Source organism: Nocardioides sp. CPCC 206348 (assembly GCF_048654705.1).
Taxonomy (GTDB): Bacteria; Actinomycetota; Actinomycetes; order Propionibacteriales; family Nocardioidaceae; genus Nocardioides.
On record NZ_JBMCZA010000114.1, the window covers coordinates 7,261 to 19,406 of the forward strand.

At 71.1% G+C, this 12,146-nt stretch carries 10 protein-coding genes; 7 read left to right on the forward strand and 3 right to left on the reverse strand.

Translation table 11 applies throughout. The features are described 5' to 3' along the window. The 3 genes from ACOADB_RS06940 to ACOADB_RS06950 all read left to right on the forward strand — a co-directional run. Positions 1 to 722 (forward strand): ABC transporter ATP-binding protein (locus tag ACOADB_RS06940; RefSeq protein ID WP_378597228.1); only part of this gene is annotated, 722 nt, incomplete at its 5' end. A 30-nt stretch (positions 723 to 752) separates the two neighbouring features. Further along, positions 753 to 1,787 carry an aldo/keto reductase gene (locus ACOADB_RS06945; protein WP_378597241.1) on the forward strand — a complete coding sequence of 345 codons (1,035 nt, stop codon included), beginning with the start codon at positions 753 to 755 and terminating at the stop codon, positions 1,785 to 1,787. Between the two features lie 143 nt (positions 1,788 to 1,930). After that, on the forward strand, positions 1,931 to 3,763 hold the full coding sequence (locus ACOADB_RS06950; protein WP_378597229.1) for an acyltransferase family protein: 1,833 nt from the start codon (positions 1,931 to 1,933) through the stop codon (positions 3,761 to 3,763). Positions 3,764 to 3,777: 14 nt separating this feature from the next. Here ACOADB_RS06950 and ACOADB_RS06955 read toward each other — a convergent pair whose 3' ends face one another. Continuing rightward, complete coding sequence (locus ACOADB_RS06955) at positions 3,778 to 4,263, reverse strand: hypothetical protein (RefSeq protein WP_378597230.1); 486 nt, start codon at positions 4,261 to 4,263, stop codon at positions 3,778 to 3,780. Positions 4,264 to 4,344: 81 nt separating this feature from the next. Here ACOADB_RS06955 and cobB point away from each other — a divergent pair, with 81 nt between their 5' ends. Continuing rightward, positions 4,345 to 5,037: a Sir2 family NAD+-dependent deacetylase gene (gene cobB, locus ACOADB_RS06960; protein ID WP_378597231.1), complete on the forward strand. Its 693-nt coding sequence runs from the start codon at positions 4,345 to 4,347 to the stop codon at positions 5,035 to 5,037. Here the strand turns inward: cobB and ACOADB_RS06965 are convergent. Further along, on the reverse strand, positions 5,034 to 5,813 hold the full coding sequence (locus ACOADB_RS06965) for a TetR/AcrR family transcriptional regulator (RefSeq protein WP_378597232.1): 780 nt from the start codon (positions 5,811 to 5,813) through the stop codon (positions 5,034 to 5,036). The two genes, cobB and ACOADB_RS06965, sit on opposite strands and share 4 nt — an antisense overlap. A gap of 127 nt (positions 5,814 to 5,940) precedes the next feature. Between ACOADB_RS06965 and ACOADB_RS06970 the strand changes: the two genes are divergently transcribed. Beyond that, positions 5,941 to 8,118 carry an MMPL family transporter gene (locus ACOADB_RS06970; RefSeq protein WP_378597233.1) on the forward strand — a complete coding sequence of 726 codons (2,178 nt, stop codon included), beginning with the start codon at positions 5,941 to 5,943 and terminating at the stop codon, positions 8,116 to 8,118. A 43-nt stretch (positions 8,119 to 8,161) separates the two neighbouring features. After that, entirely contained in the window at positions 8,162 to 8,800 is a 639-nt protein-coding gene (locus ACOADB_RS06975) for a LuxR C-terminal-related transcriptional regulator (protein WP_378597234.1), read from the forward strand. Here the strand turns inward: ACOADB_RS06975 and ACOADB_RS06980 are convergent. After that, positions 8,763 to 10,937, reverse strand: coding sequence for an ATP-binding protein (locus tag ACOADB_RS06980; RefSeq protein WP_378597235.1), 2,175 nt, complete (start codon positions 10,935 to 10,937; stop codon positions 8,763 to 8,765). The genes ACOADB_RS06975 and ACOADB_RS06980 overlap by 38 nt on opposite strands. Positions 10,938 to 11,217: 280 nt before the next feature. Between ACOADB_RS06980 and ACOADB_RS06985 the strand changes: the two genes are divergently transcribed. Continuing rightward, a partial coding sequence (locus ACOADB_RS06985; protein WP_378597236.1) for a serine/threonine-protein kinase occupies positions 11,218 to 12,146 on the forward strand: 929 nt, incomplete at its 3' end.

Genomic DNA, 12,146 nt, shown 5'->3' on the forward strand with positions numbered 1-12,146 from the left:
TCCTGGACGGGATCTCGCTGCGGATCCCGGCCGGGGAGACCGTCGCGCTCGTGGGCACCACGGGCGCCGGGAAGTCGACGGTCCTCAAGCTGCTCGCCCGGTTCTACGACCCCACGCGGGGCTCGGTGCGCATCGACGGCCACGACCTGCGTTCGCTCGACCTCGCTGCCTTCCGCGCGCGTCTCGGCGTCGTCCCGCAGGAGGCCTACCTGTTCAGCGGGACGGTGCGCGACGCCATCGCCTACGGGCGCCCCGACGCCACCGACGCCGAGGTCGAGGCGGCCTCCCGGGCGGTCGGTGCGCACGAGATGGTGGCCGGCCTGGCACACGGGTACTGCACCGAGGTCGGGGAGCGCGGGCGCTCGTTGTCCGCCGGCCAGCGGCAGCTGCTCGCACTCGCGCGGGCCGAGCTCGTGGATCCCGACATCCTGCTGCTCGACGAGGCGACCGCCTCGCTGGACCTGGCCACCGAGCGACGCGTCACGGCCGCCACCGAAGCACTCACCCGGCGTCGTACGACGTTGGTGGTGGCGCACCGGCTCACGACCGCCGCCCGGGCGGACCGGGTGGTCGTGATGAGCAACGGCGGGGTCGCGGAGGTCGGCACCCACGACGAGCTGCTCGGCGTCGACGGGACCTATCGCCGCCTGTGGGACGCGTTCACGTCGACCGGCAACGCGGCCAGCATCGACGACCTCGCTGACAGCACCACCCGTTCCTGAGAAACGAAGAGAGAAGGAAGTCCTGTGACCATCCCCTACCGCGCCTTCGGGCGCACCGGCGTCAAGGTCAGCTCGCTGGCACTCGGCACGATGATGTTCGGCGAGCGCGGCAACCGCGACCACGACGACAGCATCCGGGTCATCCACCGCGCGCTCGATGCCGGCATCAACCTCGTCGACACCGCCGACGTCTACAGCCAGGGCGAGTCGGAGGAGATCGTCGGCAAGGCCCTCGTGGGCCGTCGTGACGACGTGGTCCTCGCCACCAAGTTCCACGGCCAGATCGGCACCGAGGTCAACCAGTTCGGCAACTCGCGGCGCTGGATCATCCGTGAGGTCGAGAACAGCCTGCGCCGGCTGCAGACCGACCACATCGACCTGTACCAGGTGCACCGCCCCGAGGACGACACCGACTTCGACGAGACCCTCGGCGCGCTGTCCGACCTCGTGCACCAGGGCAAGATCCGCTACATCGGGACCTCGACCTTCCAGCCGTCGCAGATCGTCGAGGGCCAGTGGATCGCGGAGAAGCGCGGTCGCGAGCGTCCGGTGAGCGAACAGCCGCCGTACTCGCTGCTGGCACGGGGCGTCGAGCGTGAGGTCCTGCCGGTGGCCGGGAAGTACGACCTCGCGGTGATCCCGTGGAGTCCGCTGGCCGGTGGCTGGCTGACCGGCAAGTACCGCCTCGACGGCGCGCAGCCGGAGTCGAGCCGGGCGGGCCGTCAGCCGGGTCGCTTCGAGATCGACAACCCCGACAACCGCGCCAAGCTGGAAGCCGTCGAGGCACTGACGGTGCTGGCCGACCAGGCCGGGATCCCGTTGATCCACCTGGCCCTGGCCTTCCTCCTGGAGCACCCGGCGATCACGTCGGCGATCATCGGGCCGCGCACGCTCGAGCAGCTCGAGGGACAGCTCGGCGCCGCCGAGGTCCGGCTGGGCCGCGACATCCTCGACGAGATCGACAAGATCGTGCCGCCCGGCACGAACCTCTCGAGCCGCGACGCGGGGTACTCCTCGCCGGCGCTCGACGACTCCTCCCTGCGCCGCCGCAACCCGGCGGGCTGACAGGCCGGCAGGCTGGAGGGCGGTCGTGGACCCGGAGGACAGGCCGGGTCCACGACCAGTTGGTGTGACCAGCTGGTGTGACCGAGCAAACCGCCGCCTCGGTGCTGGATCCGGGCCCCTCGGTACGTAGGCTGATCCCTGTCATGAATGCCCCCCTTGCGACGACCGACGCCGTGGCCAGGGAGCGCAACCTGCTCCTCGACGCCCTGCGGGGGATCGCCGTCAGCGGGGTCATCGGCTATCACATCTGGCCGGGCGCCCTGCCGGGCGGATTCCTCGGCGTCGACGTCTTCTTCGTGATCTCGGGCTACCTGATCACCGTGGGGTTGTCGGCCGACCTCGGGGCCTCACGTGCCGGGACCTTCCGGCGGTTCTGGGCCCGCCGGGCCCGCCGGATCCTGCCGGCGCTGCTGGTGATGGTGACGGTCTCCTGCGCCGTCGCGGGCGTCCTCGGAGGGCCGAGCGCGGTGCGCCTGCGGGAGCAGGTGGCCAGCGGCCTGACCTTCACGACCAACTGGCACCAGATCGGTACCGGGGAGTCCTACTTCGTCAGCCTGAACCCGCCGATCTTCCAGCACCTGTGGTCCCTCGCCATCGAGGAGCAGTTCTACCTGCTCTGGCCGCTGCTCCTGCTGCTGTTGGTGCGGTTCGTCCGTCGCGACCGCCTGCGCTGGATGGTGGTGGCGGGCCTTGCAGTGGCGAGCGTCGTCGCGATGGCGGTCGGATACTCGGGCTCGGTCGATCCGAGCCGCTTGTACTTCGGGACCGACACCCACGGCTTCTCCCTGGTCCTCGGCGCACTGGCCGCCCTCGCGGGTGGCCCCTTCGTACGGTTCGTGTCGACCCGGCTCGAGGGCCGTCGCGCAGCGGCCGCGAGGGTCTCGGTCCCGCTGGGACTCGCGCTGCTGCTGGTCGCGTTCGCTTCGATGAGCGACACCGGCGCCTTCGCCTACCGCGGCGGGATCGCGGCGATCGCCGCGATGACCGGCGTGCTGATCGTCGTGCTGGACTCGGTGGACCACCAACGGGTCGCGAAGGCACTTCCGCTGGCACCCCTCGTGTGGCTCGGCGAACGCAGCTACGGGCTCTACCTGTGGCACTGGCCCGTCGTCGTGTTCTTCTCCGAGCGTTGGGTGACGTCCTCCGGCCCGGGCCTGGCGATGCGCGGCCTGATGGTCCTGGCGACGTCGGTGCTGCTCGCCAGCCTGAGCTGGAAGTACGTCGAGAAGCCGGTCCTGCGGGGCATCCGGATCGCCTGGCCGGAGCGTCCCGACCGGTGGTTGGTGCCGGCGATGATGGTCACGGTCGTGGTGGCGATCGGTCTCCACGCGGTGGTGGACTCGCCCAGGAAGAGCGTCGCCGAGGACAGCATCGCGGCCGGTGCGGACGCCATTCTCCGCAGCCAGCAGACGGACCTCGCCAGCGAGGATCCCTCCGTCACCAGGCCTGCCGAACCCGCGCCCGGTGTCCAGGTCCCGGCGCCGGTCAAGGACGTCCCCCTGGGCCAGCAGATCACTCTCTTCGGGGACTCGGTCGCGGTGGCCAGCGCGCCCGCCCTGCTCAAGGACCTCGCCGGGATCTCGATCCGCGCCAAGGTGGGTGCCCAGGTCTGGGACGTCGTGGACCAGGTGAAGCGCTTGCGTGAGGCGGGCCGGCTGCGGAAGTACGTCGTGATCGCGCTCGGCGCCAATGGCGCCGCGCCGCGGGGCACCTTCCCCCAGATCGTTGACGCCGCCGGCCCGGGCCATCGCTTCGTCTTCGTCACCGCCCACGCGCCGCGGCCGTGGGTACGGCCCTACAACCAGAGCGTGCGCGCCTTCGTGGCCGCGCACCCCGGGTGTGCCCTGGCCGACTGGCGTTCCGCGTCCCGCCGGGTCTCCGACTTCGCCGACGGCATCCACCCGGGACCGCGGGGTGGGGGAATCTACGCCGACGTGATCCGGCGGGCCGTGCGGAACCTCGCTGCCCAACCCTGATCGGCAGGACCGGATCAGTCGTCCCGGCCGGAACCCAGGGCGCGGGCGGCTGCCTCGGCGTGCAGCTGCCGTACGGCGTCGCGCTGGTCGCGTGCCTGTTGGGCCAGCCGCTCGAGCTCGTCGCGGCTCCACTGCGGCTGGTCGTCGACGATCGTCAGCATCGACTCCCAACCGTTCAGCTTCCCGGCCAGGGCGATGCTCATGGTCTCGAGCTCGACGAGATCGGTCATGGCAGTGCGGTGCAGGAGGCTGCCGTTGGGCTTGAGCCGGCCGAGTCGCTCGCCTGCGCCGGCCACGAGGTTGAGCACAGGGTTCTCGTGGACGCCGACCGCGGACATCATCGTGCGCAGCGCGACCCGTTCCTCGACCAGCTCGCCATGGATGCGCCTGATGACGGAGGCGGCGGGCTCCGCGTGCTCACCGGCCGCGCGGTCGAAGAGGTGGACGCCCGCGGTCGATCCGGCGAGGTGGGTCCGCAGGTAGCGGGCGAGGTGGCTCATGTCCGGCCAGTACCCGGCCGTGTCCGGGGCATCCGCGGACGGGTGACGACGGTCACCTCGACGGCAGGTAGCCTCCCGTGCGTGCCCCAGATCGTCGTCCTCACCGGTGCCGGCATCTCCGCGGAGAGCGGCGTGCCGACGTTCCGTGACGCCGACGGCCTCTGGGAGGGCCACCGCGTCGAGGACGTCGCGACACCGGAGGGCTTCGAGGCCGACCGTGCCACCGTCCAGCGTTTCTACGACGACCGGCGGGCCTCGCTCAAGACGGTCGAGCCCAACCCGGCACACGTCGCGCTGGCCGAGCTCGAGGCATCCCTCGGCGATGCGCTCCTCGTCGTCACGCAGAACATCGACGACCTCCACGAGCGGGCCGGCTCGCGCAACGTGATCCACATGCACGGCGAGCTGCTCAAGGCGCTGTGCCGCTCGTGCCAGGTCGTCTCGCCCTGGGAGGGCACGCTGCTCGACGAGCCGGCGTGCCCGGGCTGCGGTGCGCACGACCTGCGACCGGACGTCGTCTGGTTCGGCGAGATGCCCTACGAGATGGACCGGATCACCGATGCACTCGCCGAGGCGACGCACTTCGTGTCGATCGGCACCTCCGGTGCGGTCTATCCCGCTGCCGGCTTCGTCCAGCACGCCCGGCGCCACGGGGCCCACACGCTCGAGCTCAACCTCGACCCGAGCGAGGGCAGCCACTTCTTCCACGAGTCCCGCCAGGGCCGCGCCGGAGAACTGGTCCCGGTGTGGGTGCGCGAGATGCTCTGGTCCTAGGGCGTGTCGCCCCGGCGGGCCGTGGCGAGCTCCTCGTCGAGGATCTTCGTCAGCCGGTCGCGTTCGGCCGCGAGCCCGAGCGGCCCGAGCCAGTCGAGCACCGTGGCGCGGAAGAGCTGGCCGGACGCGATGACGCGGGGGTCGCAGTGACCGGTCGACTCGAGGGTGACGACGCCGTACAGCGCTGACCACGCGCGCATGTAGACCCACATGAGGCCACGGTCCTCGAGCGGGATGTGCTCGGACTTCGCCGGGATCAGCGGATCGAGCACCGCTTCGCGAACGACCGGGTCGAGGTCGTCCAGCGCCGGGAACGGGAACTGGTAGAGCTCCCAGACCTGCCAGATCAGGTCGGTGAAGAAGTGGCCGGACGTGGAGACCGTGAGCAGCTCACGGCGGTCGGTGTCGCCGGCGGCGATCGGGTTCGCGAAGATGAGCGCGAACTGGCGCGGCTTGCCCAGCGCCCAGTTCCGGAAGCACACGGCGGCGACCACGAGTCGCGCAGCCGGGTCGTCGGCCGGGTGGCGCTCGGTCGCTTCGACCCACTGGGCGGTTGCGGCCTTGTCGAGCTCGAACGCCACCAGGTCGACGAGCTCCTGGTAGCTCGCGACGTAGCGGTAGAGGGCCGGTGCGGTCAGTCCCATCTTCGCTGCCACGGCGCGCAGGGAGAGGTCGGCGCCCTCGTCGAGGAGCTCTTCTGCGGCGGCCACGATCTCGTCGTACGTCGCCTCGCGTTGGCGTTCACGGCGCGTGACGGGGACGCGGATCTGCGGCACGGGGCTCCTCGAGATGGGGGTGTCGAACACTTGACGGGATCAGTTTACACCGTTTACCGTGAACAGTGTTAACGAAACTGACTGGTTGTCACAGAAGGTTTCCCGGACGTGGTGCGAAGGAGTCGGAATGATCGAGCGATGGGGCGCCCTGGTCGTACGGCGCGCGGTGGTGATCCTGCTCGTCGGGCTCGGCATCACGGCCGCTGCCGCGATCGCTGGCGTCGGCCTGGAGGACAAGCTGGCCTCCGGTGGCTTCGACGACCCGGCATCACAGTCGTCACGTGAGCTCGCGCTCGAGCGCGAGACCTTCGGCAACCAGTCGATCGACGCGATCGTGATCTTCTCCAGTGAGGACGAGCTGGCCACCGACCCCGCCTTCCAGGCCGAGGTCGAGCGGACGCTCGCGACGGTCCCGGAGGACGTCGCCGTCTCCGACATCACCTACTACGACGTCCAGGACCCCGCGATGCTGAGCGAGGACGGCCACGCGACCGCGGTCTACGTCTCGTTGGCCGGCGACACCCAGAACGACTTCCTGGACGCGTCCAAGGCGTTGAAGCCGATCATCAAGGAGAGCTCGCTCGAGACCGGGATCGCCGGCCCGTACGCCGTCTACAACGACGTCAATGAGGAGACGAAGAACGACCTGCTCCGGGCCGAGATCGTCTCCCTGCCGATCGTGCTGATCCTGTCGCTCATCATCTTCCGCAGCGTCATCGCGGCCCTGATGCCCGTGCTGGTCGGCGTCATCGCGGTGGTCGGTGCCCGTGCCACGATCGCCGGGCTCAACGAGCTCGTCGAGGTCTCGATCTTCGCGCCCAACATCATCACCCTGCTCGGCATGGGCCTGGCCATCGACTATGCCCTCTTCGTGGTCTCCCGGTTCCGGGAGGAGATCGCGAAGACCCCCGATGACACACGGCGCGCCCTGCTCCGCACGATGGCGACCGCGGGCCGCACCGTCGCCTTCTCCGCCCTCACCGTCGCAGCGGCCATGAGCTCGCTGCTCGTGTTCCCGCAGACCTTCCTCAAGTCGATCGGGTACGGCGGCATCGCGGCCGTGCTGATCGCGATGGTCGCCGCGCTGACCGTCCTGCCGGCCGCATTGGCGGTGCTCGGCACCCGGATCGACTCCGTGCGGATCCCGTTCCTGCAGCGCTCCACGCCGAACGAGTCCGACACCGGTGCCTGGGCCCGCCTGGCGCGCGCCGTGATGCGTCGCCCGATCATCGTCGCGACCGCCGTCACCGTCGTGCTGCTGGCCGTCGCCTCACCGTTCCTCGGAGTGAAGTGGGGCAGCGTCGACTACCGCGTGCTCCCCGCGGACACCCCGTCCCACGAGGCGGCGGAGCGGCTCAACACCGAGTTCGGCGAGGAGCGGTCGACCGCCAACGTGCTGCTGCGCGGTACCGACGAGGCCGGCGTGGCGTCGTACGAGAGCGCGATCGAGCGGGACGTCGCGGGCGTGACCGATGTCCGGCCGGTGGTCTCCGAGGGCGACACGACCCTGCTGCGCGTCACCTGGCAGGGCAACAGCCAGACCGAGGAGTCGCAGCAGGTCATCCGCGACCTCCGGGAGGTCGACAGCCCCGACGGCTCGGAGGCACTCGTGGGCGGGCTGACCGCCGACACGGTCGACCTGGCCGAGTCCGTCGGCAACCACCTGCCACTCATGGGCGGGATCGTCATCGGGGTCATGCTGCTGCTCCTGTTCCTCGCGTTCGGCTCGCTGGTGCTGCCGCTCAAGGCCGTGCTGATGAACGCGTTCTCGATCACCGCCTCGTTCGGTGTGGTGACGTGGATCTTCAGCGACGGACACCTGTCCGGCCTGCTCGGCTTCACGCCGCAGGGCTTCCTCGACCTGACCAACCCGATCGTGATGCTCGCGGTGCTGTTCGGCCTGTCGATGGACTACGAGGTGTTCCTGCTCTCGCGGGTCCGCGAGCAGTGGGACGCGACCGGTGACAACGACCTCGCCGTCCAGACCGGCGTGCAGAAGACCGGCCGGATCATCACCAGCGCCGCCCTGCTGCTCGCCGTCGTCATCGGCGCCTTCAGCCTCAGCGGCGTCGTCTTCATGAAGATGATGGGCATCGGGATGCTGGTCGCGATCCTGGTCGACGCCACCGTCGTACGGGCCCTGCTGGTGCCGGCGACGATGAAGCTGCTCGGTCGCTGGAACTGGTGGGCGCCCGCTCCGATGGCCCGCTGGTGGCAGCGCTACGGCTTCCGTGAGGAGTACGACGACCTCCCGCACCCCGACGGCGGCACCGCCGCCTCGGACAAGGAACCTGTCGGGGTCTGACGTTTTGCCCCGGAGCGCCGGGGGTGCTGGCCATACTGGCTGGGTGTCCGCAGTGATCCGCGTCGGAGCGATCGACAACCATCCTGTGGTGCTCGCTGGTGTGGGTGCCGCACTGGCGAAGCATGCTCCGGACATGGCGCTGGTCTCGATCGCCGGCTCGGTGGACGAGCTCCTCGCGGACACCCCCGAGGGGCTCGACGTCGTCCTCCTGGACCTGCACATCCCGGGCCAGCCGGTCGCCGAGGAGTCGGTCGCCGCGCTCGTCGCGCGGGACATCGTGGTCCTGCTGTTCACCGCGGAGGAGCGGCCGATGCCGGTCCGCCGGGCCATCCAGGCCGGCGCCGCCGGGCTGGTGCTCAAGGTGGACCCGATCCAGACGATCGCCCAGGCCATCCGCGACGCCGTGGCCGGCGAGCTCGCGTGCTCCGGTCAGCTCGCCGCGATGCTGCTGACCGACGACAGCCTCGGTGCGCACCTGTCGCACCGCCAGATCGAGATCCTCCGGGCCGTGAGCACCGGCCTGCCGTACCGGCTGGTGGCCCGCGACCTCGGGATCAGCGAGGTCACCGTGCGGGAGCACCTGTTCCGCGCGGCCCGGGCCTACCGCTCGGGCGGCGTCGACCCGGGCAACGTGCACGGGCTGATCAGTCGCGCACGAGCCGACGGCCACCTCGACGAATGACCGAGGCGAGGTCCGGTGGTCCCGTCAGCACCAGGGCCTCCGGTTCTGCTCGCGCCTGCCACGAGATGGGCAGCGTGCGGGTGACCCGGGCGGCGGCGTCGACCCCGAGGCCGGGCACCACGACGACCGACGACTCGTCGACGGTGCCGGAGATCGTCACCTGGACGGCGCTGGTGCCGACGAGGGCCCGGAGCGCCGACGCCAGCGTGCGCGTGGCCGCGGGGTACTCGGTCATCCGGCTCTCCACCTGGGCGCCGGTGGCGCGCAGCGCGGTGAGCTCGGCGCGCAGGTCCGCGTGCTCGGTGCCGGGCAGGTAGAGGCAGTCCCGCGCTGCGTGGGCCAGCAGGGCAGCCCGTGACGACTCGGCGCTGGTCAGCTGGCCGAGCGCCCCTCGGAGCAGGATCTCCTGCACGGGCTTGAGGAAGTTGCCGAGCAGGCCCTCGAGTGCGACCCGGCGGTCGGAGGCCTGGGGCACGTCCCGGTGGGTGACCATGCTTCCGGCCCGGCGGCACACCGAGACGACGATCCCGACGAACAGCGCGTTGAGCGGCTGCACGACCAGCAGGTGCGGGAGGTCGCTGGCGGGAAGGTGCATCCGGAGCGCGACCACGGTGATCACGACCGCATTCGGCACCAGGAGCAGCAGGGTCATCCGCCGCGACAGGACCCAGGCCACCGCGAGCGCCGGCAACGCACTGAACTCGATCAGCCACGACTGGGCGCCGCCGAGACCCGCCGCGGGCACCGAGGGCAGGGCCGTGGCCAGGACCAGCGGCGGGACCACGGCCGCCAGCACGAGATGGGCCGGTGTCAGTGGCCCCCGGGTCATCGCTGCGGTGAGGAGGACCACCAGCGCGGCGATGGCGGTGGCGCCCAGGTACGACTCCGGCTGGATCGGGTTGTCGAGCGTCAGCAGTGCGGCCGTCGCGATGTATCCGGCGGCGAGGACGGCCGTGGCCCGGAGTGCCACCCGGCCCGGGTCCTGGACCACGGCCCGGATCACCGGGTCGTGGTCGGGCGACATCCCGACCAGCCGCGCGAGACGGCGATAGCGCCACAGCAGGGTCACGGTGGTCCCTGAACCGGGAACGCTGTCGACGTGGGTCGTGCCGCCCACCGCGGACACGCGACCAGCCACGGCGACGCGCAGGCCCACGCCGTGCTCGGCCACGAAGCCCTCGCCGGGGTCGGCGATCACGACGCGGATCGAGCCCAGTCGTCGTACGACGGTCACGTGCACGCGGCGCTGCCCACTGTGGCGGGCGACGTTGCGCAGCGCCTCGGTCGCCGCGCCCACCAGGGCGTCCTGGACGACGTCGGGCAGGCGCCGGCGCCGCCCGCGCACCACGAACCGCGCCTCGAGGTGCTCCCGGACGGCCACCGTGCGGATGTCGGTGACCAGGTCGCCGAGTCCCTGGTCGGCGGCCGGGACCTCGATCTCCTCCAGGGCGATGGCCGCTGCCGACCACGTGTCCGGGTCACCGGGCAGACCGGCGACCGCCAGCAGGGTCGGGATCAGCTCGTCGTGCAGGAACGAGGTCGCCTCCACCTCGGCCGACGACATGCGCTCGGCCTCGACGACCCGTCGGGTCGCGAGGGTCCGTTCGGCACGCACCGAGGCGCGCCGCATCTGGGTGACGAGGAAGAGCGCGCCGAACGCCGTGCCGCCGACCAGGGCTGCCTCCTGGAGGCCGTAGCGGAGCCCGTCCTCGGCGCCGGTCACCCAGCGGAGGCCCACGAACAGTGCGGCGATGAGCACGATCACCACCGCCGGGCCGCGTCGCCGGGCCGCGATCACCATCAGCATCGGCTCTGCCAGGTGCAGGATCGGGGAGTCCGCAGCCCCCGACAACGGCACCGTGTCGCGCGGCATCAACGATCCCGCGACCATCGCGATCGTGCACAGCACGACGTCCACCGAGGACACGCGGCCACGGAGGCAGTCGATCCCGGCGAGACCGACCGAGCAGACCACGACGAGCGCGAACGTCAGCTCCTCGCCGTCGTACGACGGCCGGAGGGCGAACTGGCCGGCCCAGACGAGGGTCTTGGCCAGGATCACCAGGCCGATCGCCAGGAGGAGGCCACGTTCGACGGACGCGGCGAAGGAACGTCCTTCGGACCGCCCGCGCCTCATGGCCGGATGCTAGGCCCATTGGTGACCCCCCGACTCCCGATTGCGGACCTGTCCTCGGAATCGCGGGTGTCGGCGGCCTCGCGGAGGCGAGACAATTCGCACGGGTCGCGCCGTGGGGGAGCGGCCCAGCAACACGGAAGTGCCGCGCTCCATGACCACACCGTCGGTGGTTCTGGGGACAACCCTGGGGGGATTTCCAGAGCAGTCGGAGCGCGGCACTGACCGCCCGCGTCACCACCGCGTCACGTCCCGGGCACGTCCGTCGGGTAGAACAGACGATGTGTCCTCCCCCTCCGGCTCCGGTCCTGGCTCCGGCGACCCGGTCGCGGGGTCGCGCATCGGTCGCTTCCGGATCCTCGAGCAGCTGGGGCAGGGCGGGATGGGCGTGGTCTACCGCGCCATGGAGGAGAACCTCGGTCGCGAGGTCGCCCTGAAGGTGATCGCGCCACTGTTCGCGCACGACCCGGAGTTCCGCGAACGGTTCACGCGAGAGGCCCGCTCGCAGGCGTCCCTCGAGTCCGCCCACGTCGTGGCGGTCTACGCCCACGGCGAGGAGGACGGCTACCTCTACATCGCGAGCCAGCTCATCCCGGGCGGCGACCTGGGACACCTGATCCGCACCCACGGGACGCCCAGCCTGGTCGAGGCGCTCGAGATCATCGAGCAGGTCACCAGCGGCCTCGCCGACGCCCACGAGGCCGGCTTGGTCCACCGTGACATCAAGCCCGGCAACGTGCTGGTACGGCGTCGGCCCGGCTCGGTCCGGGCCTACCTCGCCGACTTCGGCATCGCCCGCAAGATGAACGCCGACGCCACCCGGTTCAGCGCGTCGGCCGTCGGCACCCCGTCCTACATGGCCCCCGAGCTCCATGGCGGCGCCAAGGCCAGCGCGTCCACCGACATCTACGCCCTCGGCTGCCTGCTCTGGGTCGCCCTGACCGGTTCCCCGCCCTTCCAGGGCACGTCCGAGTACCAGCTCGTCGCCGCCCACGTGAGCCACCCGGTCCCGCAGCTGTCGGGCAGCAGCCCGATGGTCAACGCCACCAACCGGATCCTGCGCACCGCGATGGCCAAGGACGCCGCCGACCGCTACCAGTCGGCCAGCGAGATGAGCGCCGACCTGCACGCGGCGCTCCGGCTCCCGATCACTCCCGGTGCGGCCGTGCCCGAGGCCAAGGGGAGTACGGCGATGCGGCCGATCCGGCCGAC

Excerpts from the sequence above, each read along its gene's own strand:
- ACOADB_RS06950 (WP_378597229.1), top strand. The coding sequence starts at position 1,931 with ATGAATGCCCCCCTTGCGACGACCGACGCCGTGGCCAGGGAGCGCAAC.
- ACOADB_RS06955 (WP_378597230.1), bottom strand. The coding sequence starts at position 4,263 with ATGAGCCACCTCGCCCGCTACCTGCGGACCCACCTCGCCGGATCGACC.
- ACOADB_RS06970 (WP_378597233.1), top strand. The coding sequence starts at position 5,941 with ATGATCGAGCGATGGGGCGCCCTGGTCGTACGGCGCGCGGTGGTGATC.
- ACOADB_RS06980 (WP_378597235.1), bottom strand. The coding sequence starts at position 10,937 with ATGAGGCGCGGGCGGTCCGAAGGACGTTCCTTCGCCGCGTCCGTCGAA.